Genomic DNA, 24213 nt, shown 5'->3' on the forward strand with positions numbered 1-24213 from the left:
CTTTTATACACTGTTTTAAAAAAAAAATCTGCATGAGGTATGAGATACCAGATACAAAAAGAACCTAAATGCTAATTCCATTTATTATATTGGGATAATAGCTGTCGATTGATCTTTTTAATCAATGTAAAAATAAAGGGTGTACACTTCAAAAAATATGATAAAAATCAGTTAGTGGATCAATTAGAGAAATAAAAATTCTATGATCTTAGATTTTAAACTTCAATGCGTACTACTTCGTTAAGTTCTGGAATATGTATGCGCCACTTTTTTTCTGTTTGTAGTTTTACACGTAAAGTGTCAGCAGCAGAAGCCTCACCATGAACGAGATAGGTCATATCAGGAGCTGATTCTAAATGGTCCAGCCAGTCTAGTAACTCACGTTGATCTGCATGTGCTGATAGACTCCTTAATTGATGCACTTGAGCCTTTACTGGAAAATACTTGCCATATAGCTTGACCTCATGAACGCCTTCTTGTAGGTGTCGACCTCGAGTTCCTTCTGCTTGATACCCTACTAGCAGTATTTGTGTACTTTCCATATCAATCATCTGTTTTAAATAGGTTAGCACCCGCCCACCAGTGACCATACCACTTCCTGCAATTACAATCTTAGGCCCTTGTCGATCTATAACTTCCCAAGTTTCTCTATATGATGTCACGATATTGATGTGATCACACATCGCATGATAATCTTCCAGGGACAGTTTGTGCCATTTAGGAAATTGTTCAAAAACAGCGAGTACGTTATTGCCCATAGGACTATCCGCATAAACGGGAACATTAGGTATTCTATTACGCTGGTACAATTTCCATAGAACATACATAAGGGTTTGTAAACGCTCTACGGCAAAAGAGGGAATAATAAGCGTGCCTCGATTCTCTATAATCTTGTTCACCAGTGCTATAATTTTATGTTCTGGCACCTCCTCCTCATGGAGTCTATCACCATAGGTGCTTTCTAAAAAAAGATAGTCGGCTCGCACTGGTTTTTCTGGAGGATCTAATAAATAATCGTTTGGCCTTCCTATATCACCTGAAAAAACAAATCGTTTCCCATAGATTTCCAGTTCAATAAAGGTCGCACCTATAATATGACCTACCGGTTGAAACCTACATGTTATATGTTGGCTTAATGTGATCCAACTTCTCTCTATTATAGGTTTAAAGAACCGCAGCGTGGCAGCAGCTTCTTTTTGATTGTAAAACGGCTTTGCAGGATGGTGTTTTGTATACTGTTCTTCATTAGCTCGCTTGGCATCCTCTTCATGAATTCGCGCACTGTCTTCTAGTATGATACGAGCAATTTCTAATGTAGGTGCTGTACCCATGATCGTCCCTTTAAACCCTTGTTGCACCAATCTAGGTAAATACCCAGTATGATCCAGATGCCCGTGAGTAACCAGCACCATATCAATAGCCGAAACATCAACAGGTAAATCCACCCAATTGCGCTCTCTGAGTTCTTTAAGACCTTGAAACATACCGCAATCGATTAAAATATGAACTTCTGGTGTTTCTAAAAGGAACTTAGAGCCGGTAACCGTCTTTGCTCCTCCTAAAAAGTGAATTTTTAGACTATGTTTTTCTTTTGGTGGTTTCATTACAAAGGAGTTTTATTTCATGAAGTATTTTTGTTTTTCTCGTAGCTGCAATTCCTAAATGATCCAAATAAAAGCGGTCGTTGAGTAATTGTTTACACAAGACTATATCTCTGCTCAGCAAGAAGTTTTTTTCTCGACTAGAAAGAAGTGTAGATACTGTAATGGGATAAAGACCTAATTGATCAATGCGGTCTTTAAGGCCGCTTTCTTTAGGATAATCCCAACTCAAAAGTTTTAAGCCTACGCAGTTTCCATAAGTAACAGCGTCTATAGTGAAACGAGTATTAGTAACCACCCAACCTTGTGTATGATTTTTATCAAGCTTGTTTTGTTTCTCTACAATATCCTGATATCTAGAATGTATATATAAAGGTATTTTTACATCGCAATTGCGCCCCTCTTCACCGTGAAATTTACATTCTATATATAATTTTTCAGTCCCTAAAGTGGCCACTACATCCACTTCATGCTTCACACATTTACCTTGCAACAGCTCTCCTATTTCTGTCTTATATCCAGAATAATAGAATACTTGACCTATAAATTTTTCAAACGGAAAACCTGTAGGACCCAACTCATAAATTGCCTTTTTAAGTTTGTATTTAGAAGCAAAAACCGATTTCTTCTTTCTGAGTAATTCATAGGCCTTATTGTAAATTTCACTGGTTGGAATCCCTTGGTACAATTCGTCTCTAACGACATCAAGAATGTGCTGCACATCCTTTTCAGTTGCTCCACTATGCCTTAGTGATGACCTCAATTTATCTAGGGAAAAAGCGACCTTTTCTCCAGATGATTTTTCTATAATAATATTAGAACTAGACAATAGCGAGTGTTTAAGATGGTTGATATGTTGTATAGGATTTTGTTTTTTTCCGCTTTCGCGAAAGCGACATAAAACAAAAAGCGCTATCGCAATGAGTTATAGGATGCTCTTGGAAAAAAGGGTATTCCAATGCTGCGTCCGAAAACTCCTGCGATCAATTGCGTAAATCGTGCATGACTAACAAGGGCACTTTACTAAACATACCTAGTTCTTTCACCATAGGTTTTGAAAATATATTATTAAAAAAGCTATGTTTTCTATTGATAAAAGCGACCATATCACTATTGCGACTTTCAACAAATCGCTGTACCCCATTTGCAACATTAGAGCCGCCGAGCTCGTGAAAAGTGAATGACGATCCTTCCAGACATTCTTCTAGAAGTTCTTTGTCTTCTTTTTGCTCCTTATCCAACTCCTGGTTTTCACTGACGTGCAATACGCATATAGTAGCGGCTTGAATTTGTGCGAGCTCTACCAGATATAACAACTCTCTTCTTTTGTAATGCGTTTTAAAACTAGTAGGAAAAACAATCTCTTTTAAATGTACCACACGCGCATCTAACGGAATACCGAGTATAGGACAAGTCCGTAATTCTTCCATAACCCTAACGGTGTTACTACCAAAGAGTCTATTCTCATAATCACTTGCTCCTTTTGTTCCCATAACGACAAGTCCTATGTCTCGCTTTTCTACCACTGAATGGATCGCACTTAAAGGATCGTTAAATTGAGAAACTGTGCTATAGCTGTGTTTATGGTTTTTCTCTCTAAAATCAAGCATGCTCATGACTTTTGCCAGTCCTTCTTCTGACTTTGCTTTTGCAGTATCATAAGAAAGAGTTCCAGGCTCTGAAACCATCATCTCACTGGTACTATATGCCGTGGAGCCATGAGCATTCAGTAAGTAAAAAACACATTCCTTGTCTTTAAAAAGGTCTGCAGCGTAAATGATGGCATTCCAAGCGTTTTTTGAAAAGTCTGTTGGAATAAGTATTTTCTTTTTCATTTTTAAGTCTTTAGATGGAGACATAAAATTAACTAGCCCACGAGTAGTTTACTATGATATTTGTCAGACGCTGTCTGGCAGTATAAGCAGAGGTAGCTCTAAATGAAAGCTGGCTTTTTCTACAAATGACGTTTTGAGTATGCTCTTTAAAAAGCTGTACTTATGGTGCCTGAGTACCAATAAATTAATATGGTGACTCTCACAAAATTCAGTAAGCGTTTCTTCTATTTCTTTATCACTGGCAATCCAGTGCGTGGTATAAGCTACTTCTTGTAATCTATTTTTAAGATTGGTATAATGCAGTTCTGCACCAGGAGCAGCCTTAGAAGGATGGTAAACATGTGCCAAGTGAAAATTTGACTGGTGTTCCTTTATTATCTTTTTTAATAAAACGAACTGATTTCTTTGATAATCATTTCTAAGATCTGCTGCATAAACGATGTTTTTAGGCAACATAAAGTCTGCCTTTTCAGGTATTAAAAACAGCGGAATAGGAGTGATGTTTTTGACCACCTTGACTGCTTGACTTCCTATAAAAATTTCTTTTAAACCAGAGGCTCCTTTAGTCCCCATAACGACAAAGTCGACATCCACGTTATCGATTAAATCATTGATAATATCATTCAAAGGTAATGCGCCGTAGTAGAATTCAACGATAAGAGTTATTCCTTCGCAATCCCTTATAATCTTATGTTTTACAATTTCTAGTTGATCATAAACCTCTGCTCTCATTTCATTTGCAATAGCATCATTTACACGAGTATCTAGTCTGCTTAAAGCTTCCGAAAGTTGGTCTCCATAGGAATGAACTAAGGAAATTTTACAAACTTCACTAGGAATTAATCGCGACGCATAAAATAAAGCATTGTATGCATTATCTGAGAAGTCAGTAGGTACAATTATAGATGCCATAATAGTTGTTTTAAGAGTTAAAGCTACACACTACTATTTTCATTTTCTATGCTAATCAACAGTTAGGAGTAGGTAGTATTAAAAATGGTAACGAAGTATGAAAAGTGATGTTTTTAACGATGGATTTTCCCATCAAACGATCAAAGAAATTCAAAGGATAGTCTATTAAAACCATGAAGTCAATTTCTAAATCTTCCTCAAATACATGAATGCAATTCTCTAAGGAAGAAAACTTAGGAATGACATGAAAACTACACGGAATATCTTTTAATATGGTTTTTAAATGCTGTAGGCGATCTTTTTCTAAAGTACTCAAGTCTGGATTGCTATATACTTGAACGAGGTGTAAAGTTGCTCCCCATATTTTTGAGAGTTGGAGTAAGGGCTGCAACACTGCTTTGCTATAACTTTTCTTAAAATCTGTTTCTAATCCAATTTTTTTTAGAGTATTAAAGCTTGCCTTTTCAGGTATAATAAGAATAGGGATTTCTTGTTGTAAAGAGACGACGCTATAGGTAACACTGCCTAAAAATATTTCTTTAAGTCCTGTAGCACCTTTACTTCCCATAATGATATAGTCGTATGCTTCCTTTTCAAAAGCAGCTATCCCTTCCGTGAGATGTCCTTCATAAGCCTGCATCGCATACTGATGCAATTCTGGCTGGTTTGTTTTAAGAATTTGGGATTGAAGGGCGTTTAATCGTTGAACAGACTTTAGCTTCCAGTCTTGATAGATGGTAGCTAAGCGTTGTGGACTGATATTACCCAGCATCTGAAGGGCAGTGGGCTCATAAGCATGAAATAAAGTAAACTCTACCGCTACTTTTGAAAACAGCTGTTGCGCATAAGATAATGCGTTATAGGAGTGTGTACTAAAATCTGTGGGAAGAAGAACTCGCAACATCATTATGCTTTTTTATAATGTGGCAAAATCAAAAAAGGAACATCAGAGTGATGTACTATTTTTTGAACCATTGGCGTAAAAAGTAAATTCTCAAAAAAGTTGTGTTTATTATGTACCAGTGCCAGTAGTTCTATGTTGTGTTCAGATTTAAAGTCTTCCATCGCATCTAACACTTCCACTCCTTTTACAACATGTGTGATAGAAGTATCTTTTTTAAAGAAGGCTTTTAGGGCTTTTTGATTTTCAATTTGCTGCTCTGTGAGGTGTACACCTTGAAAAACATTTAAAAATATCAACCTAGAAGTGTTTTTTGAACACAACTCTTCTAATAAAGCCAATCCCTTTTGATGAGTGTCTGTTTTAAAATCTGTTGTGAAAAGTATGTCTTTAGGGCTGCTGTAAGCATAGCCTGCTGGCACTCCTATGACAGGAATTTTTGCATCCTTTATAACATGCATGGTCTGTGAACCAATGAAGACTTCTTTTAACCCAGAAGCCCCCTTAGTCCCCATGACTATAACATCAATACCAAGGTTTTCTACCTGTTCTTCCACCTCTACAATCAACATATTAAAAGAGGAAACCCCATGGAAAACATGCTTGGTATCGGGGAATTTTAAAGCGACCTCATCTATTATTTTTTGCACTTTTTTTTCTGAGGTATGCTTAAAAATTTCTCCTATTTCCATATTCAGACCAGGATCCATTCCATAAGCTGTTGCAGAGTATAAGGCTACGGGTTCATATGTATTAAGTACATAAAAAACACAGTCTTCACCTCTAAAAAGCTGTACAGCATATTCAATAGCATTTAAAGAAACATCAGAAAAATCAGTAGGTAACAGGATATTTTTCATAACAGAGTGTTTTATCTAGGTAGATTTTGAAGTATTAGAAAAGGAATTTTTAAATTCAGGCTTAACGAATCTATAGTTGGTAATTGCAGGAAAGACTCCAAAAAAGAATGTTTTGAATTTACTAGTATTAGTAGATCTATATGGTTTTGAGAGATCAAATTATTGATGACTGTAGTAGGAACACCTAAATCGTGATGCTGGTATGTTATTTCGCTTTCGCGAAAGCGAGACTCTACTAAAGCCTTGATTTGTAGCTGACGCTTTGATAAGGAATCAAATTTTGCCATATGGAGTAACCTTAGCTCTGAGCCATGGTGGAGTGCCATACTGCTTATAAGATCTAGCTCCCTATTTTTAAATGGGATCAATAATTCTGAAGGTAATAAGATATGGTCAGGGCTTTTAAACTCCAACTCTAATGGAATGGCCAGTACTGGACATTTCACCTTTTTTATCACCTGTAGTGTGTTACTGCCAAAGCTTAACTTGCGGTCTGCTGTCCTTCCTTGGGTTCCCATAACGACTAGGTCAGCGTTTTGAATATCTACTAGATCATTCAACTGAGTAATGAAGTTGCCACAAATAACTTTAGTTTCAAAATTATGAAGTGGGTTATCCGTTAGATACTCCACTCGTTCGAGTAGGTGATCCATTTGATCGTCAAATTCTTTTAGTTGATGTTGCTCTTTCTCTTCATAAGTATGAACTATAATAAAGGTAGCCTCCTCGTTATTAAAATACTGCAAGGCGCAAGATAAAGCGTTAAAAGCATTCTCTGAAAAATCGGTAGGGATGATAATAACTCTCATAGTAAGGTTGGATTTTATTATTCCAAAACTAGAGGCTGTCCCGATTTAAAACTATGATTTTAATCAGTTCTAAGTGACAACATTTATCATTTGACTAACGAGAGCTTATTCATGAATAATCAAAAAAGGCACTTCCTCATGATAATCCCTACCTCGTTCTTTATTTTTTAAAAACAGTATATGTTCTAAAATATGGATGTTTTTGGCAAATAAAATAACCAGATCTACGTGATTTCTATTGATATAAAATTGTAGCGCCTCATCCATGGTTTTATTGATAACAAAATGAAAACTATGGGGGAGATGACCTAAGGTACTTTGCAAAAAAGATTTGTTGATATTTTGAGTTTCTGTTAAGGCATGGCTGTATTTATGAAGTTGCAAAATATTAAGATGGCTATCATTATCCTTGACAAATTTTACTAAGGTATTTGTGGAACGCGCCCGATGCATAAAGTTAAAATCAGATAGAAGCACTAATTGTTTTGGTCGCTCACATTTAAACTCTTTTGGCAGCACAAGAATCGGGCATTTTACTCTGGTAATGATATCTTTAGCACGGCTTGTCTCCATACTTTGATTTAAAATAGCTGGACCTTCAGTTTCGAGCACGATTAAATCTATATCATAATCCAAAACGGCTTCTTTTATATTTTCTATAAAACTTCCTTTCCATGGTAATGAAAAGATTTTTTGATGAGGAGCCAAAAGCCCTTCAAGGGCTTTTAGTTGTGTTTTTAAATTTAGATCTTTAAGCTCCCGTTGAGTGTCATGTGCCTCTGTTTTAAGATCTGCCACCGTTGTATAGATGAGGTAAAAACGCATTCCTGCCTTTGGGTACATGGATAGCACACACCTAACGGCCTTCCATGAAGGACTTGTGAAATCTATCGGGATAAGGATATGCTTCATTGCAAACACATTTTTAAACACAAATGTATTTGCCTAAGCCTTATGAATTGATGATAAAAATCAGTTGTGGATTATTTAATACCAAATAAGTTTTTAAAAGAGCACTATTCTATATGTTCTAGCTTTTTTAGATGGAGAATTCTAATATTGCGCCCTTCAATTTCAATAAGACCTTCTTTCTTAAATCCAGATAAGGTACGTATCAAACTCTCTGTGGCAATACCGGCAACACTGGCAAGATCGTTACGAGCTATACAAATATTTTCATCGGTATTTTTATCGAGTACTTGTGCAAATTGCAAAATGGTTTGTGCTGTTTTCTTTCGTACCGAGCTATAGGCCATTTGCAATAATTGGTTTTTAACCCCTGCAACATCATCTGTTAAGAGTTGTAAGAGTTCCATCGAGATATTCTTACTGTTGCCGAGTACTTCTCTGAGTGTAGACTTGAGAACCCCGACAACGGTTACATCTTCTAGCGCCTGTGCTGATTCTTGATAAGCAACATTATCAAGAAGAGATGTAAAACCTAAAAAGTCATCAGCTTTATGCAGTGCTGTGGTCAACTCTTTCCCACTTTTATCTATTTTATATGTTTTAACGACTCCCTTTAAGATGAGGTAAATTCTAAAAGAACGACCACTTTCCTTATAAATATGCTCTCCTTTTTGAAAGGTATATTCTTCTCCTTCATCATCAAAAAAGTTCTTCAACTCGTTAAGGTTGCGCAATTGATCTTCTTGAGATGTCGATTGTGTTGCCGCCAATATATTTTTAAGAATAGTAGCTTTTGCTATTCTACTCTCTATAGCGTTTACCAATTCTTCTTCCTCAAATGGCTTGGTTAGATAATCGTCTGCGCCAAGATCCATTCCCTTGCGTATTTCTTTATGCTCTGTTTTTGCAGATAAGAAAATAAAAGGAATTTGATTGGTACTCGTGTCTGCTGATAATGCCTCTAGAACCCCATAGCCATCTACCTCTGGCATCATAATATCACAAAGAATCACGTCCGGACAGTTTTGTTTTGCAAGAGTGATACCTATGCGACCATTAGGTGCAGTCGTCACTTCAAAATTTAATAGTTCTAGTAACTCTGCCGTGTTTTCTCTTAAGGCAGTATCGTCTTCAATAATGAGTACTTTTTTCATGATACACTAGTGTTTATAACTGGGATTAAGATACGAAAAGTGGACCCTTTACCTGCGCTACTAATAAATGAAATAGTAGCATCTAAATTTCTTAAGTGATTTTGAACAATATTAAGACCTATTCCTGTTCCTGGGGTGAGCAACACATTCTCTGCTCTAAAGTAGCGATCAAAAATAGAGTGCTGCTCCTGTTGTGGAATACCTATACCTTGATCTTTAATTTTAATTTCTAGATGTTCGGGAAGTTCATTTACTTCTATGATTACCAGACTGCCCTCTCCAGAGTATTTTATGGCATTGTGGATAAGGTTACTTAAAGATAGTTCGAGAATTTTTTCATCAAAGGCTATGATGATATCCTCAGCATTTTTAGGATATTGAATGTTCTGACCTTCTTTAAGATGCATATTAGCATCATAGACGACTTCATTGAGTACTTTGCTTAATGGGAATGATGTGGTTTTATAAATAGCTTTACCCGTGTCTAATCGCTCTAAAGACAGAAAATCGTCTATAATGGTATTGAGGTATTTTACTTTACTTTTTATGGTATTAAGATGTTTTTCTCTTTTTTCTTGTTGTTCTTCGGTTGTATATTTTCCAATCAATGTCGCAGAGGTCAGAATACCACTAATAGGAGTTTTAAACTCATGTGAAACCAATGATAAGAATTTAGTCTTTAATTCATTGAGCTCTTTTTCTTTTTGTAAGGCTTCTTTAGTATTGTTTTCTGCATGGATACGCAAGCTTACCTCCTTTTTCAATTGTTCTACAGCTTTGTTTAAGGAATCGGTACGTTCTTCAATTTTCTCCTCTAGATGGTCATTAAGATCAGCTATTTGCCTTTCGTTTTCTTTGCGTACCGTGATATCGGTGACAAGTGACATGACGTAGCGATGATTGTGCAATACAAATGGATTCAAACCAGCCTCTACTGGAAATTGAGTTCCGTCCTTGCGCAACCCAAAGAGATCTCTTCCATTTCCCATTTCTCGTTTTTGGCTGTGATCCATAAAACCATGGAAATGAGAATGATGTTCTTTATGATAAGAGCTAGGAATTAGAGTATGGAGGTGTTGACCTTCTAATTCTCTTTTCTCATATCCAAAAATTGTTCTTGCAGAGGCATTTGTTGCCACAATAATTTGAGCAGAATTGACTACCACGATTCCCTCTGAAGCCCCTTCAAATAAAATAAGAAAAGCTTCATCTATACTCTCTTCAAAAAAACCCATATTTCAAAAATACGAATAAAGAGTTATTATTTGTAATAAAAAAATAGGGCTATAAATAACTAGGCATTAAATAGATAAGTTTTAAAATATTCCTTGATTGCATTTATTGCTTGATGTACCTGTTGACTCGACTGACGAGTCACTTCTATAATTTCGGGAATGTTAAGGTGAAAATGAATATACAGGGATGCAATGTTCCTATAGGATGCTGGTAAACTATTAATCATTTCATTTGCTTGCTGGCTCGTCCAAGTTTGCGTGCGTCCTTTATCTAAATGTTCCTCTATGTTATGAGCTGACTCTACTTCAAAAATGGTCTTGAAATTTTCCTTATGTGTCGCGTATGAAATATCATCCAATTCTTCTTCTAGGATGATATCCCCGTCTAACTGTGTTGCCATTTTTTCTCTCATCCTATCTCTTTCTGCCTTTGCATAATCATCAATATTCTCCAGAGATTCATGTATGCTATGTTCCTTCTCTTTAGCTTTTTCTAAAAGCAAGTTCAATTCTTTAAAGAGAAAAATATAAAATTCATCATCAGTTTTAATCTCATCAAAAGCATGGTAGGTGGCTATAAATAGATCGTCTATAAAGTCATCTACTTTATAAAAATTGGAAAGTAATATGCCACTGTGTTCCATCTCCCTTAATTGTGCATTGATATACCTCCCCATCTCTGGAATAGAATTCAGAAAAAGAGCATAAAATGCTTTTGCATCATCTCTTAATTTAAGAAGTTCTAGTTTCTTGTAATTGCGCTGTACCAGTATGCGATAACTTTTGATCCTAAGAATGCGTTTGCGAGCTTTCATGCTGATGTATTTAACGATTACTCTGTAAAACTGCACACAAATGAGTCATTTAGCAATGACAAAAATCATAGATTCTGCTAGTGACTTGATTTAGTTTTGAAAGAAATATGTAGATCATGAAGTCAAATATTAAAACAACAGAAACCTTCTACCACAACTTAGGTAAACTGTTTTATGCCGTTGCCTTTGCAGATAAAACGGTGCGTAAAGAAGAAGTGGACACCCTGCGGGAGTATGTGAAAAAACATTGGTTGAGCTATGATGATTTAAAGGATGTATTTGACAGTGATGCTGCACACCTCATAGAAATCGTTTTTGAAGGAGTTCAAGCTTTTGAGGAAACATCAAAAGATATGTTGGATGCCTTTATTTCTTATAAAAACCAACAGCCTCATCTGTTTACTGAAAAAGTGAATCAACTTATTATAGAAACATCAAAGGCTATCGCTTATTCCTATGCTGGAATTAACAAGTCAGAACTTGTCATAATCAGTCAATTGGAAATAGAATTGAACAGACACTAATTCTTCTTAAATGGAATTTATAGATTACTATAAAATATTAGGCCTTTCAAAAACTGCAAAGGAGAGCGACATTAAAAAGGCTTATCGCAAGTTGGCACGCAAATACCATCCAGACCTCAACCCCAATGACAAAGAGGCCGAACGTAAGTTTAAAGAACTAAACGAAGCTAATGAAGTACTCAGTCATCCAGAAAATCGGAAGAAATACGATAAATATGGGGAGAACTGGCAAAATGCTGAGGCCTATGAACAGGCACAAAGACAACAACAAAGAAGCTCTCAACAACGCACCTATGGAGGACAGCACAACTACAATGAAGAAGATTATTCCGACTTTTTTGAATCTATGTTTAGCGGTGGCCAGCGACAAAGAGCTGCTTACCGAGGTCAAGACTTCCATACCGAATTGCACCTCGATCTTATGGATGTCTATACCACTAGTAAAAGAACACTTACTGTAAACGGAAAAAACATAAGGATTACCATTCCTGCTGGAGTTACCAATGGACAAACCATAAAGATTAAAAATCACGGTGGGAAAAGCCCGTCAAATGGTCCTAAAGGAGACTTGTTGATCACTTTTATCATCAACAACAATACTTCCTTTCACAGAGAGCAAGCAGATTTATTTATCACTCAAAAAATCCCTTTACTTACTGCCGTATTAGGTGGCTCACAGCTTATCAAAACTATAGATGGTCAGGTAAAACTTACCGTTAAAGAAGGTACTCCAAATGGCACCAAAGTCAAATTGAAAGGAAAAGGATTCCCCAAGTACAAGCAAAAGGATGCCTATGGAGATTTGTATGTGACTTACCAAGTAATGGTTCCAAGCGCGCTTTCGCAAAAACAAAAGGAATTGTACCAAGAACTTTTAAAACTGGAAGACTAATGGAAGATAACAGCCTCATACCAGCAATAGATTTTTGCACAAGCCATCGAGTAAAAATCGAATTAGTACACACCCTAAATAAACAAGGGCTTATCGAAGTCATAACTCATAAGAAGCTCCTTTTTATACCAGAAAACCAGGTCAAAAAACTAGAGCGAATTTTAGTGTTTCACAGAGAGCTAGACATCAATCTAGAAGGTGTTGAAACTATTTTGTCTCTGCTACAACGTATGGAATCTATGCAAGAGCACATACTAGAATTAGAAAATAAACTTCAAAGATTTTTATAATGACAACACCTACAAATCATTTGATAACATTATGGATAGCATCCCGTACGAGACTAGAAAACCAACTCGATGTGATAACTGCCTATGACCTTAAAAAGAAACTCGCTCCATCCCCCAACAGTGTGGGCTATTTATTACAACATATCGCCGAAGTAGAATTGCTTTTTGCGAAAAATGTTTTTGGCAAAAAGGATATCAAAATAATTGCCCATACCGTCATTGCCAAAAAGGATACTGGAGAATGGACTGATTTAGAAAAAATACGTTCACTACTAAATCTATCTCGTAACATCTTAATGAACATCCTTTATATGCAAGAGGAAGAAGATTGGGGTAAAAAAATAGTGACTAAAGAATTTGGAACAAAAACAAAGGCACAAGCTCTAGGTCGTATCCTCTCCCATACAGCTTATCATGCTGGACAATTAGGCATACTGCTTAAATACGGTTCTGTTACACATTAGCGCATGGAACTGATGGATAAAAACAGGGATGGATCTTTATATATCTTTTTTGTTAAGGTATAACAGCCTGGCGATCGCATCGAGATTAACGGTATCAACGGCGATGTCATAGATAGCAATAGCATGTATACCACGATGATGGAAATAGGGGAATGGGTCAGCTCAGATCATCACTATGCTGGAAGAATTGCAAAAAATGATAAGCTACAAAAGCTTTAACATCAGAGACTGATTAAAATCATATTCTATTTCTTCTGCTACAATTATCTTAGAGCTTTAAATACATCTGAATGAAGACCATCATCATTATCTTTTTTGCCCTACTTTCTATCTCAAGCTGCAAACAACAAGTTGATGAAGAGAAAACCCCTCCTCAAATTATAGGAGTTGATGAAGATGCTATGCATACAAATCCAGCAGACTCCATGTATTTCATCAATAAAAAAATACAGGAAAAACAACTTAGAAGCCAACTGTTAAAAAAAGAAGGGCTGATCGGAGTAGAAAATAGTATTCCCGCTATACAAGGACTAGTAGAGTCTAAAAGCATCTATAAAGACGCTGACGATTACCTGCTGGATTATACCTATCCGTACCTCAATGAGCGTATAGACCCTGGCTACCAAAAATTTAATGACTTCTTTGCCAAAAACTACCTCAATACGGAGCGTACTATAAATGAAATTCTAGAGGATAATGAAATCATTTGTGATACATTGAGCATTCCGCGATTTAGAGATCAACGCATCATCAATTACAAATTAAAATCTGCTCAAAATAATTTGATAAGCATTCTTCTATACAAAGAAAACTATTACTCAGGCATGTTACATTCTACTTATATGTTTGATTGCATCAATTATGACTCAAAGAATCAAGAGTTCATTTACTTTGATAATTTCTTTATAGAGGGATCTGAAAAAATGGTGTATGACTTGATCAATAAAACCATCTTTGATAAGAGGTACACTGGCGACGTCTATGCGGACTGCTGGCAACTGTCAGCAGACGATTTTATGATTTATAAAAACAACTTTGTCATCAGTGAAAATAACATCGCCTTCTATCTTGACGACTGCATCATTTGTCCAGCTTATACGGGAGAGTACAAAGTAGTCATTCCTATCTCCCAGATAACACACCTTATTAGAAGTCATCATAAATCCTTGCTCCTTTAAATGAAAACCAACGGCTGTTTTAAACCAACTGATTTTATATTGTGAAAAGTAATTTTAAAAATATCATTAATTCTGATATACCGGTTCTAGTAGATTTTTTTGCTAACTGGTGTGGCCCTTGTAAAATGCTTATTCCCATACTAGCAGAAGTTAAGAAAGAACTAGGTGGCACTATTAAAATTATAAAAGTAGACGTAGATAAAAACGAATCTCTTGCCGCACAATTTCAAGTACGAGCTGTTCCTACTCTTTTACTTTTCAAAAAGGGAAAAAAGGTCTGGAGACAGTCTGGCGTTCTCCAAAAAGCAGATTAAATCCATATCATAAAACCCTCATGAATCCTATCAACACCTATATAGATCATACCCAACTCAAAGCAACAGCAACTCCTGAGGAGATTTCTCAGTTATGTAAAGAAGCAGTAGCACACCAGTTTTATGCTGTGTGTATTGCTGGTTTTTATACCGCTTTCGCGAAAGCGGAATTAGAAAAAACATCTGTAAAAATAGCAACTGTAATTGGGTTTCCATTAGGAGCAGATACGACGGCAACCAAGGTGTTTGAAACCCAAGAAGCTATTGCAAATGGAACTCATGAAATTGATATGGTCCTCAACATAGGAGTGTTAAAAGCAGGATATTTAAAACAAGTAAAAGAAGACATCGCAGCGGTGCGCAAGGCCTCACAAAATGAAGTTCTCAAAGTAATATTTGAAAACTGTTACCTGACAGAGCAAGAAAAACGCAACGCTTGTAAGATTTGCTTAGATACTGGAGTAGATTTTATAAAAACCTCAACTGGATTTGGCACAGGTGGAGCTACCGTAAAAGACATCAAACTCATCAAGGCAGAAGTGGGTGATCGCATTAAAATAAAAGCCTCTGGTAAAATAAAAACCTTAGAAACTGCACTTCAATACATAGAGTTAGGTGCTGATAGAATAGGAACCTCCTCTGCTTTACAAATGATAAAGAAATAAAGCATTCCTCCTCCACACATTACATCATAAAAGCTAAGCAATATGAGCACCCATATAGAAGCCAAAAACGGCGAAATAGCAGCAACAGTACTTCTTCCTGGAGATCCTATGCGAGCTAGATGGATCGCAGAAAACTTTCTAGATCATGCCACATGCTACAATAATGTTCGAGGCATGCTAGGCTATACAGGTACTTACAAAGGAAAACAAGTATCTGTTCAAGGAACTGGTATGGGAATACCTTCAGCACTTATCTATTGTCATGAATTAATTAATGATTACGGAGTTAAAAACTTGATACGTTTAGGCACTGCAGGATCCTATCAAAAAGATATAAAAATCAGAGACATTGTAATTGCCCTGGCCGCCAGCACTACATCTGGAATTAATAAGCAACACTTTCAAAATGCCCAATACGCTCCTACCGCAAATGTTGATTTATTTCTCAAGGCCTGTCTTTATGCAAAGAATAACAACATACCCGTTAAAGCCGGTAATGTACTCTCCACAGACGAGTTCTATGAAGAGGATCCTGACAGCTATAAGAAATGGGCAAATTATGGCGTGTTGTGCGTAGAAATGGAGACCGCTGGAATTTATAGCATCGCTGCAAAATATCATGTGAAAGCACTAGCCATACTCACTATTTCTGACTCGCTTGTTACAGGAGAACGCACCACAGCCGATGAGCGAGAAATGACTTTTAAAAAAATGGTAGAGATCGCACTTGGAACTATATAAAGGGCTTGCCAATTATTTTTAGTGCGCTTTAAACGCCTGATTGCGCTTGTTCAGCTGTCTATCTAAGTCAGAGACTGTTTCTTTCATAGCCGCTTCAAAATGAACCTCTTTAGAACTCGCAAAAAGTCTTGGACCAGGCGCACTTAACTCTATCTCGCAAATAGCATTTTCTTGTTCACTAGTATTGCCAACTTTAAAAAACACTTGCGCTCGTATAAGCCATGGATACTTAGCATTTAACCTATCAAGTTGGTCTCTGGTTGCAGCACTTAAAGCTGCACTTTCTTCAAATTTTACGTATTGGAAGCTAATAGTCATAACAGTCGTATTTATGATAAAACTAAGAAGTCTCAGAGGTATGGACTATGATAATTATCAGATAAAGGAGTTTGTATTTTAGTGACAAAGACAGGCATGGTGAAGCATTTCATGACAGTGTACTGATCCAAGAGCTAAAAACTTTTCTGTTTAAAAGGTATGCATCAATGCAGCTGTTATGGACAGGTATTTTAATGCTATAGTTCCTGAGACCCCATCAATTATATAATCATTTGATAGGCTGGAAAAACGCAATTCTGGTAAGAAAAACCAGTTTTCAGTGAGCTCGAGCTCCCAGCCTATTCCCAACTGGCTTCCAACAGATGCATCTGTATCGAAGTTAAATAAAGCATCGTTGCTTTTTGATGTTATAGAACTAAACAACAGTCCAGCACTTAAATAAAAAGGATTGTTTTGATGAGGTGAAATTTTAAAAAAGTACCTGCCACCTAGTAAGACCCCAAATTGTCTCAGCTCCATTATTTGTTCTTCAGCATTTTCTTCATTGTCAAAAAGATTATAAGTAAATCCTGCATATAATTGAAATGGATCGGTCCACCTATATCCCGCAGTGAGATCTAGTCCATTCCCGATGCGCAAAGGTCTATTAAAAACGTTGACAGTGGGAATATGAAGGGAAGGTCTAAAAGTGACACTCCATGCTTCTTGAGAGAGGCAAGTGCTCCCTATCACAAACATCAAAAGGAATAAAATTTTCTTCATAACCATATATTTTAACAACTCCCTTCAAAATTATTGTCTTAGCTCTCTTAGAACTATGACTAATCTCATGATTCAAAAGGAACCTGCTTATCAGGTGGATGGTTTTAGGTAGACTTAAACCTCATTAGTTTTTGTATGTTAAGGCATTTATTTGTGTGTCTCGCTTTCGCGAAAGCGGAATCTAAAACAGGCGTACAACAACTCTTGCCTATAGAGGTGATATTTATCATTCTTAAGCTGGTTGATCTTATTGATATTTGAGTTTTAATAGAATAATGAAAAGATGAAATTAAGCTGTCTAATCAGTTGCTTATTACTACTAGGCTGTACTAGTGAGAATACCAAAGTATTTCCAGAACGCACCAACATAACAGAATCGGTTTATGCCTCTACCACCCTGCAACCCGACAGCTTATATAAAGTGTATTCGAGTGTACAAGGAATTTTAGATACACAGTTTGTTCAAGAAGGTGACCAAGTAGAAAAAGGTGATGCCATTGCACAAATAAAAAACACCTCCTCTACTCTTCAAAGATCAAATGATGCATTATCCTTTACACTCGCACAACAGCAATATGTCGGGAATATCTCGGTTCTAAAAACATTAAAAAATGACATTAAAAGCGCTGCGCTTAAACACAACAACGACTCTATTAATTTTTACAGACAAAAACGATTGTGGGAAAGCAGTATAGGTTCTAAAGCTACCTATGAAAATAAAAAACTGACCTATGAGCTTTCTAAAACAGCTTTAGAATCTCTTAAAAAGAAGTTTGATTTGACCCAAATAGAGTTAGAAACTCAAATGAAACAAGCCCAAAATAACTACAAGAACTCCATAGCAAATGCTCAGGATTTTAAAATTACTAGTGAGATCTCTGGTACGGTATATGGGTTTTATAAAAAGCCTGGCGAACTAATAAATACCCAGGAACCTATAGCCCTAATAGGAAGTAATCACAAATATATCATAGAAATGTTGGTGGACGAAAAAGACATTGTTAAAATAAAAAAGGGACAGTCGGTACGAGTGCTACTAGACGCTTATAAAGAGAGATTGTTTATTGCTACGGTATCAAAAATTTACCCTAAAAAAGACGAACGCACACAAACATTTCTGGTAGAAGCCCTTTTTAATGAACCTCCTAGTGTTTTATATCCCGGACTTACCGGTGAAGGCAACATCATCATCGCACAAAAAAAGGATGTATTGATCATTCCTAAATCCTACCTAATCGGTAACAACCAAGTCCTCACAGAAGGCGGAATGGTAGAAATAGAAACCGGCTTGGAAAACATGGAAAGCATGGAGGTAGTATCTGGCATTACCGAACAAACACAACTTATAAAAAAGAGCGATGATTAATTGGTCTGTCATATTAAGTATTGCAAAAACACATCTCCTCAGCAGATTTAAACAAACTGCTGTGGCCGCGTTAGGGGTGACATTTGGGATAGGTTCTTACATCACATTAGTTTGTTTTATGACAGGTCTGAACGGCATGTTGGACAGTCTTATTCTTAATCAAACACCACATATACATGTCTTTAATGAGATTGAACCATCACAAAGACAGCCTATAAGTTACGATGATGCACTGGTGAATGGCTTCAACATCGTTCACTCCATTAAGCCCAAACAAAACCAGCTGCGCATTACAAATGCTTTGCCGCTCCTGCAATACCTGAACAAAAATCCAGACATATTAAGTGTATTACCCCAAGTTAAAACCCAAGTCTTTTATAAATCTGGAGCCATAGAAATAGGTGGCTTAATTACAGGAATAGATCCATTAAAAGAATCTCAATTTTCTAATCTTGATGATTATATTTTAAATGGCTCTTCTCAGAGTTTGATAAATAGCAGTAATGGTATTTTACTAGGTTCTGGAATTGCAAAGAAGATGGCCCTTAAAGTTGGTGACCGTATTCAAATCATGACACCTAGTAACGAGTTGCTTTCTTTAAAAATTGTAGGATTATTTCAAACAGGAATTGCAGAAATAGATGATAGTAGAAGCTATACTAAAATATCCAAAGTGCAACAGATTTTAATGCAACCTAAAAATTACATTACCGATTTAAACATCAAACTTAAAGATATCACACAAGCTTCTAGAATTGCCCAAGAAATAGCGGCACAATACCATCTTAATGCTGTTGATATCAATACCGCAAATGCACAATTTGAGACAGGTACTACCATACGTAATTTAATTACCTATGCCGTCTCCATTACTTTATTGATCGTTGCTGGTTTTGGGATTTACAACATTCTCAACATGCTTATTTATGAAAAAATGAATGACATCGCTATTCTAAAAGCTACTGGTTTCTCTGGTATAGATGTACAGTACATTTTTATGAGTCAGGCGTTAATTATAGGCATTATAGGTGGTATTCTAGGTCTTTTATTAGGTCTAGGATTAACGCTTCTTATTGACCAGACCCCTTTTAATACTGAAGCCCTTCCGACCATAACGACCTATCCTATCAACAACAACCCTGTATTTTATTTGATAGGAATCGTATTTGCTCTTTTTTCCACCTTTCTAGCAGGCGTATTACCATCGAGAAAGGCTAGAAATATTGATCCCGTATCTATCATAAGAGGCCAATAATATGAAATACATTCTCGAAGCCCGAAATATCGATAAATATTTTAAAAAACCCATGTCTTTTCAAGTTCTTAAAGACATTTCCTTCGGTATCAAAAAAGGAGAATTTACATCGATCATGGGTAAATCTGGTTGTGGAAAATCTACCTTATTGTATATTCTCTCCACCATGGATACCGACTATAAAGGAGCCTTGTATTTTAACAACAGCCTAATTACAGGTCAGGATAAAAAGTTCTTATCTCGTTTTAGAAATGAGCACATAGGTTTTGTATTCCAGTTTCATTATTTACTAGCTGAATTTAGCGTACTAGAGAACGTCATGTTACCTGCAAAAAAATTAGCTAAATTTTCCAATGAGGAAATAGAATTTAAAGCAATCGAAAAGCTGAGAATGTTAGGGATTGAAAAACTGGCTCTTAAAAAAGCTTCACAAATATCTGGTGGTGAAAAACAGCGGGTAGCTATTGCCAGAGCTCTTATCAATGAACCTTCAATTATTATGGGGGATGAACCTACAGGTAATTTAGACAGTCACAATGCATCAAATGTTTTTGATATTTTTAAAGAGCTGAGTCTAAATGACGGGTTGTCATTACTCATCGTCACGCATGACCATGATTTTGCAAATAAAACAGATCGTATTATCGAGATGAGTGATGGTCGTATTATTGATGGTTTATCATAAGTGTTGCATATGTAAGCTAGACTGCTGCTGCTATAAAAATAGGCCTCCCTTAATGTATAGCGCATACAACACAGATGTTACAACCGCTATTTAAAATATGAAATAGAATTTATAATAATTAAAATAGTCACTCATGAAAATAGGATTGGCACTTTCTGGTGGTATCAAAGGCATTGCTCATATAGGCACCCTCAAAGCAATCAATGAACAGGGTATTAAAATAGATCAGATCTCAGGAACCAGTGCTGGAGCTATAGTAGGCGCCCTGTATGCAGCAGGACATTCTTGGGAAGATATTTTAGAGTTCTTTACTCAAACTTCTGTTTTTGATATTAGTAAGTTTGCTTACGGCAAGCCTGGATTTATAGACACTATAAAGTTTGAGAAAGATTTGAGACATTACCTACCAGATAATTCTTTTGAAAAATTAAACATACCTCTCACCATTACAGCCACCGAAATTAAAAGTGGAAAGTTAAAAGTTTTTCAACAAGGCGAGCTTATACAACCGATCCTCGCCTCATTCGCTTTCCCAGGTGTTCTCACGCCCATAGAGATCGATGGTACTTTCTACTTTGACGGTGGCGTGATCGATGATTTTCCAGTAGAGTATTTAATGGATTCGTGTGATTATATCATAGGATCTTATGCAAATCCATTGACTGATATTTCTATAGCATCTTTAGAACATTCCTATCAAGTTCTCAATAGAGCCTTTGAAATAAATCTGCATCATCGAGCACATAAGAAATTTCATAACTGTGATATTCTGATATGTCCGCAAGACTTGTCTCATTATACCACATTCAGCATACGTAACATCAATAACATATTTGAACTGGGATATCGAGAAGCTCATCAACAACTCCTACACTTTAAAAATAAACTAGAATATTAAGGAGTAGAGATAGGTGTATAAAATTGAGATTTATCTTTTATAGTAGCAAATAACTATTCTAAAGATCAGCGCACACGGAATAGGTGGTAATTTCTGCGTTCCTTAATCATATTCAAATTCTGAAACTTTATATTAAGCCCTTTTTATCTGGGCCTGATCCTATTTCTCAAAAAAAGGATCCTACTTATTCCAAAGCGCATTATTCACCTTGTTTTATAGCGGCTTTATTTGCAGCCTCCTTTCGAGCTTTTCGCTCAAGTTTATTGAAATATCCTCTAAAAAGAATATTATGTTGTAAAGCTTCCATGTTTTGATTTAAACGCTCACTACTTTGTTGGATTTCGCGAACGGTGGCCTCAATATCTTTAGGGAGAAGCGTATCGTTTATGATATAGTTAAGCGTTCCTTTGCTGTTTTCAACCTCCGTCAGGAAGCTTTGCAATTGTTCTGTCACAACAACTAATTGCTCACTGGAGACCTCTACATTTTTAATCGCATTCTGTACCGTATTTCCAGAAATAGAGTCTGAAAATAGCGTGTAGGCAACAGTTCCTTCTTTATTTAATAGTTTTGAAAACTCTTGAATCTCGCTTAAACTTTTTGAAGCTAGCGCTGTGCTGCGTTTTATTTGGGCTACAGATTCTTGTAAATCATTTGCGGTTTGTGGATCATTTAAAAGCAAGGCAAGTGTTCCTTCTCCTTCTAATATTTGGGATGTTATTTTAAGTAAATCCTCCGTGAGCAGCGCCGCATTTTGATTGGTCACGCTCAAAGTAGAAAGCATATCGTCAGTCGCAATTTTATTGCTGGTCTGCAAGGTATCGCCAGTTATTACAGGTAAAGCATTGCCTTTTTTAGGTGCAATATTAACGATCATATTACCTACTAGACCATCAGACCCAATAGAAGCAATCGCATTTTTATGTATAAAAGTCAGGGTTTGCTTTTTTATGCGCATTTCTACTAGTATAGTAGAATCTGATGTCATCATTATTTCGCTAACCGTTCCTACATCAATACCAGAAAAGCGCACGTTATTACCTATTTGGAGTCCGTTTACATTTTGGAACTCTGCTTTAAGAATCATATTATTTTGAAATAAATGCTGCCGCTTACCTATGAAATAGAGTGCCAAAATAAGAAGTGTAGTTGAGATAACTACAAAAACACCTAGATTCCATTTTTGTTTTGCTGTTTTTACCATAGGACTTTATTTAAAAAAAGCACGCACTTGAGGATCTGTGCTGCTGAATAGTTCTTGAAAGGTTCCCTCGATATAATTCTTCCCCTGTATCAGTAAAATAACTCGGTCTGCAACCACTCGAGCACAATCCACATCGTGTGTAATGATCAGTGCAGAGGTGCCATAACTGTCTTGAATACTCTTCATCAGTGCAATTATTTCCTTTGCTGTTATAGGATCTAATCCAGTAGTAGGCTCATCATAAATGATAATACTAGGGTTTAATATTAATGCTCGTGCAAGAGCTACTCTTCTTTTCATTCCTCCAGACAGCTCATTAGGCATAAGATCTATAGCATTTAAAAGCCCTACACTTTTTAATGCCTGTTGGACCAGCTTTTCAGTAGTTTCATGTATGTGCAAGCGTTTTTTGTGTTTGCGCAATGGAAATTCTAAATTTTCTCTTACCGTCATAGAATCATACAAAGCACTTCCTTGAAAGAGAAAACCTATTTCTGTGCGTAACATATCCAGCGATTCCTGATTTAAAGATGTAATGTCCTTATTTTTAATGGTAATGCGGCCACTATCTGCTTCCATAAGACCTACGAGACACTTCACCATTACTGATTTTCCAGATCCGGATTTCCCCATGACAACGAGGTTTTCACCTTTGAACAATTGGAGGTTAAAATGATCCAGTACTTTATTAGTACCAAAGGATTTTTGCAACTCGCTTATTGCTAAAACGACCTCTCTATGTTCCATACTATCTGTCATATTTCAAAAAATATATCTGATATAAAAACGGCAATAAAGTCTACCACAAAAAGAATCATAGAGGCATAGACTACAGCAGAGTTAGATGCTTTTCCCACTCCTGCAGTTCCTTTCTCACAATAATAACCCTTATAACATCCTACTAAACCTATTACAAAACCAAAGAAAAACGACTTTATGGTTGCTGGTACCACATCATTAAATGTGATCGCATCAAAAACTTTATTAAAATACAATACAAAAGAAACACCTCCTTTTAAATACTCTACCAGCGCAGAACCAAACAAGGCTACTGCATCGCCAAAGATGATGAGCAGCGGCAACATTAAGGTTGTCGCTGTTATACGAGTCACCACTAAATATTTAAAGGGGTTGGTACCAGAAACTTCCATGGCGTCTATTTGTTCTGTCACCCTCATGGAACCTATCTCTGCTCCCATGCCGGAGGCTATTTTTCCTGCACAAACCAGCGCTGTAATGACTGGCCCTATTTCTCTTACTATAGAGATACCTACCATCGATGGCATCCATGAAACCGCGCCAAACTGTGCTAGTGTAGGTCTGGATTGTAAAGTGAAAACCAGACCTAGAATAAAGCCGGTCACCGCTACTAAGAGCAATGATTTGTTTCCTACTACATAGCATTGCCTCAATAACTCCCTCCATTCAAATGGTATCGTAAAAAAAGATTTAAAATATCTTTTTACAAATAAAGTCATATCGCCTATTTCGACAAGTACGTTATGAGTTTTATCTGCTATGTTTAAAGATGAGGCCATTGTTTGTATCTCTTCAAATTTAAAGCAGTGGGTACGTGAAGAATATGATATAAATCAGTAAAGGTTCTTTAAAGCTTCAAGTCATCAATGAATTCCGCTTTCGCGAAAGCGGAACAAACACATTATA

The 24213-nt window shown here is 36.4% G+C and carries 29 protein-coding genes; 13 read left to right on the plus strand and 16 right to left on the minus strand.

Annotation, left to right across the window (positions count from 1 at the left end; translation table 11 throughout):
* Positions 1 to 215: 215 nt before the first annotated feature.
* The 11 genes from CW736_RS13080 to CW736_RS13130 all read right to left on the minus strand — a co-directional run bounded on the left by CW736_RS13080 (position 216) and on the right by CW736_RS13130 (position 11031).
* The gene (locus CW736_RS13080) at positions 216 to 1604 is read right to left on the minus strand and encodes an MBL fold metallo-hydrolase RNA specificity domain-containing protein (RefSeq protein WP_101014798.1); all 1389 of its coding nucleotides are present in this window, start codon (positions 1602 to 1604) and stop codon (positions 216 to 218) included.
* Complete coding sequence (locus CW736_RS13085) at positions 1579 to 2430, minus strand: restriction endonuclease (RefSeq protein ID WP_101014799.1); 852 nt, start codon at positions 2428 to 2430, stop codon at positions 1579 to 1581. Before CW736_RS13085 ends, CW736_RS13080 begins: the two co-directional genes overlap by 26 nt.
* A 154-nt stretch (positions 2431 to 2584) precedes the next feature.
* Positions 2585 to 3436, minus strand: a complete 852-nt coding sequence (locus tag CW736_RS13090) for a universal stress protein (protein ID WP_101014800.1) — start codon at positions 3434 to 3436, stop codon at positions 2585 to 2587.
* Between the two features lie 63 nt (positions 3437 to 3499).
* Positions 3500 to 4348 (minus strand): universal stress protein, encoded by an 849-nt coding sequence (locus CW736_RS13095; protein ID WP_101014801.1) that lies wholly within the window; start codon positions 4346 to 4348, stop codon positions 3500 to 3502.
* Positions 4349 to 4403: 55 nt separating this feature from the next.
* Positions 4404 to 5255, minus strand: a complete 852-nt coding sequence (locus tag CW736_RS13100; RefSeq protein ID WP_101014802.1) for a universal stress protein — start codon at positions 5253 to 5255, stop codon at positions 4404 to 4406.
* The gene (locus tag CW736_RS13105) at positions 5255 to 6109 is read right to left on the minus strand and encodes a universal stress protein (protein ID WP_101014803.1); all 855 of its coding nucleotides are present in this window, start codon (positions 6107 to 6109) and stop codon (positions 5255 to 5257) included. The genes CW736_RS13100 and CW736_RS13105 overlap by 1 nt, the downstream gene beginning before the upstream one ends.
* A gap of 11 nt (positions 6110 to 6120) precedes the next feature.
* Positions 6121 to 6918: a universal stress protein gene (locus CW736_RS13110; RefSeq protein WP_101014804.1), complete on the minus strand. Its 798-nt coding sequence runs from the start codon at positions 6916 to 6918 to the stop codon at positions 6121 to 6123.
* A gap of 105 nt (positions 6919 to 7023) precedes the next feature.
* A complete protein-coding gene (locus CW736_RS13115; RefSeq protein ID WP_101014805.1) occupies positions 7024 to 7830 on the minus strand; it encodes a universal stress protein in 807 nt (268 codons plus the stop codon).
* Between the two features lie 104 nt (positions 7831 to 7934).
* Entirely contained in the window at positions 7935 to 8981 is a 1047-nt protein-coding gene (locus CW736_RS13120) for a response regulator (RefSeq protein ID WP_101014806.1), read from the minus strand.
* Positions 8978 to 10216, minus strand: coding sequence for a PAS domain-containing sensor histidine kinase (locus tag CW736_RS13125; RefSeq protein ID WP_101014807.1), 1239 nt, complete (start codon positions 10214 to 10216; stop codon positions 8978 to 8980). Before CW736_RS13125 ends, CW736_RS13120 begins: the two co-directional genes overlap by 4 nt.
* A gap of 59 nt (positions 10217 to 10275) precedes the next feature.
* Complete coding sequence (locus tag CW736_RS13130) at positions 10276 to 11031, minus strand: hypothetical protein (RefSeq protein WP_101014808.1); 756 nt, start codon at positions 11029 to 11031, stop codon at positions 10276 to 10278.
* Between the two features lie 116 nt (positions 11032 to 11147).
* Between CW736_RS13130 and CW736_RS13135 the strand changes: the two genes are divergently transcribed.
* The 8 genes from CW736_RS13135 to deoD all read left to right on the plus strand — a co-directional run bounded on the left by CW736_RS13135 (position 11148) and on the right by deoD (position 16099).
* Positions 11148 to 11555: a hypothetical protein gene (locus CW736_RS13135; RefSeq protein WP_101014809.1), complete on the plus strand. Its 408-nt coding sequence runs from the start codon at positions 11148 to 11150 to the stop codon at positions 11553 to 11555.
* Positions 11556 to 11565: 10 nt separating this feature from the next.
* Positions 11566 to 12447, plus strand: coding sequence for a DnaJ C-terminal domain-containing protein (locus CW736_RS13140; RefSeq protein WP_101014810.1), 882 nt, complete (start codon positions 11566 to 11568; stop codon positions 12445 to 12447).
* Complete coding sequence (locus CW736_RS13145) at positions 12447 to 12737, plus strand: chaperone modulator CbpM (protein WP_101014811.1); 291 nt, start codon at positions 12447 to 12449, stop codon at positions 12735 to 12737. Before CW736_RS13140 ends, CW736_RS13145 begins: the two co-directional genes overlap by 1 nt.
* Positions 12737 to 13201, plus strand: a complete 465-nt coding sequence (locus tag CW736_RS13150; protein WP_101014812.1) for a DinB family protein — start codon at positions 12737 to 12739, stop codon at positions 13199 to 13201. The genes CW736_RS13145 and CW736_RS13150 overlap by 1 nt, the downstream gene beginning before the upstream one ends.
* 290 nt (positions 13202 to 13491) lie before the next feature.
* Positions 13492 to 14379 carry a DUF3298 domain-containing protein gene (locus CW736_RS13160; protein WP_101014813.1) on the plus strand — a complete coding sequence of 296 codons (888 nt, stop codon included), beginning with the start codon at positions 13492 to 13494 and terminating at the stop codon, positions 14377 to 14379.
* A 41-nt stretch (positions 14380 to 14420) separates the two neighbouring features.
* Positions 14421 to 14693 carry a thioredoxin gene (gene trxA / locus CW736_RS13165; protein WP_101014814.1) on the plus strand — a complete coding sequence of 91 codons (273 nt, stop codon included), beginning with the start codon at positions 14421 to 14423 and terminating at the stop codon, positions 14691 to 14693.
* 20 nt (positions 14694 to 14713) lie between these two features.
* Complete coding sequence (deoC, locus tag CW736_RS13170) at positions 14714 to 15358, plus strand: deoxyribose-phosphate aldolase (protein WP_101014815.1); 645 nt, start codon at positions 14714 to 14716, stop codon at positions 15356 to 15358.
* Positions 15359 to 15400: 42 nt separating this feature from the next.
* Positions 15401 to 16099 carry a purine-nucleoside phosphorylase gene (gene deoD, locus CW736_RS13175; RefSeq protein WP_101014816.1) on the plus strand — a complete coding sequence of 233 codons (699 nt, stop codon included), beginning with the start codon at positions 15401 to 15403 and terminating at the stop codon, positions 16097 to 16099.
* An 18-nt stretch (positions 16100 to 16117) separates the two neighbouring features.
* Here deoD and CW736_RS13180 read toward each other — a convergent pair whose 3' ends face one another.
* Positions 16118 to 16417 (minus strand): HPF/RaiA family ribosome-associated protein, encoded by a 300-nt coding sequence (locus tag CW736_RS13180; RefSeq protein WP_101014817.1) that lies wholly within the window; start codon positions 16415 to 16417, stop codon positions 16118 to 16120.
* A gap of 150 nt (positions 16418 to 16567) precedes the next feature.
* Entirely contained in the window at positions 16568 to 17140 is a 573-nt protein-coding gene (locus CW736_RS13185; RefSeq protein WP_157810970.1) for an outer membrane beta-barrel protein, read from the minus strand.
* A gap of 135 nt (positions 17141 to 17275) precedes the next feature.
* On the opposite strand from CW736_RS13185, the gene CW736_RS14335 reads away from it, so the two are divergent.
* From CW736_RS14335 to CW736_RS13205, 5 genes are all read left to right on the plus strand, one after another.
* Complete coding sequence (locus CW736_RS14335; protein WP_262493800.1) at positions 17276 to 17401, plus strand: hypothetical protein; 126 nt, start codon at positions 17276 to 17278, stop codon at positions 17399 to 17401.
* A 22-nt stretch (positions 17402 to 17423) separates the two neighbouring features.
* Complete coding sequence (locus CW736_RS13190; RefSeq protein WP_101014819.1) at positions 17424 to 18506, plus strand: efflux RND transporter periplasmic adaptor subunit; 1083 nt, start codon at positions 17424 to 17426, stop codon at positions 18504 to 18506.
* Positions 18499 to 19761, plus strand: coding sequence for an ABC transporter permease (locus tag CW736_RS13195; protein ID WP_101014820.1), 1263 nt, complete (start codon positions 18499 to 18501; stop codon positions 19759 to 19761). Before CW736_RS13190 ends, CW736_RS13195 begins: the two co-directional genes overlap by 8 nt.
* Before the next feature lies 1 nt (position 19762).
* Positions 19763 to 20446 carry an ABC transporter ATP-binding protein gene (locus CW736_RS13200; protein ID WP_101014821.1) on the plus strand — a complete coding sequence of 228 codons (684 nt, stop codon included), beginning with the start codon at positions 19763 to 19765 and terminating at the stop codon, positions 20444 to 20446.
* 133 nt (positions 20447 to 20579) lie between these two features.
* Positions 20580 to 21344, plus strand: a complete 765-nt coding sequence (locus CW736_RS13205; RefSeq protein WP_101014822.1) for a patatin-like phospholipase family protein — start codon at positions 20580 to 20582, stop codon at positions 21342 to 21344.
* Between the two features lie 199 nt (positions 21345 to 21543).
* Here the strand turns inward: CW736_RS13205 and CW736_RS13210 are convergent, their stop codons facing one another.
* Genes CW736_RS13210 through CW736_RS13220 form a run of 3 tightly spaced genes read right to left on the minus strand, consistent with a single transcriptional unit; the run spans position 21544 to position 24086 of the window.
* Complete coding sequence (locus CW736_RS13210) at positions 21544 to 22548, minus strand: MlaD family protein (protein ID WP_101014823.1); 1005 nt, start codon at positions 22546 to 22548, stop codon at positions 21544 to 21546.
* 6 nt (positions 22549 to 22554) lie between these two features.
* The gene (locus CW736_RS13215) at positions 22555 to 23307 is read right to left on the minus strand and encodes an ABC transporter ATP-binding protein (protein ID WP_232735366.1); all 753 of its coding nucleotides are present in this window, start codon (positions 23305 to 23307) and stop codon (positions 22555 to 22557) included.
* Positions 23304 to 24086: an MlaE family ABC transporter permease gene (locus CW736_RS13220; RefSeq protein WP_101014824.1), complete on the minus strand. Its 783-nt coding sequence runs from the start codon at positions 24084 to 24086 to the stop codon at positions 23304 to 23306. The genes CW736_RS13215 and CW736_RS13220 overlap by 4 nt, the downstream gene beginning before the upstream one ends.
* Positions 24087 to 24213: the final 127 nt, after the last annotated feature.

Source organism: Nonlabens sp. MB-3u-79 (assembly GCF_002831625.1).
In the GTDB taxonomy this organism is placed as follows: Bacteria; Bacteroidota; Bacteroidia; order Flavobacteriales; family Flavobacteriaceae; genus Nonlabens.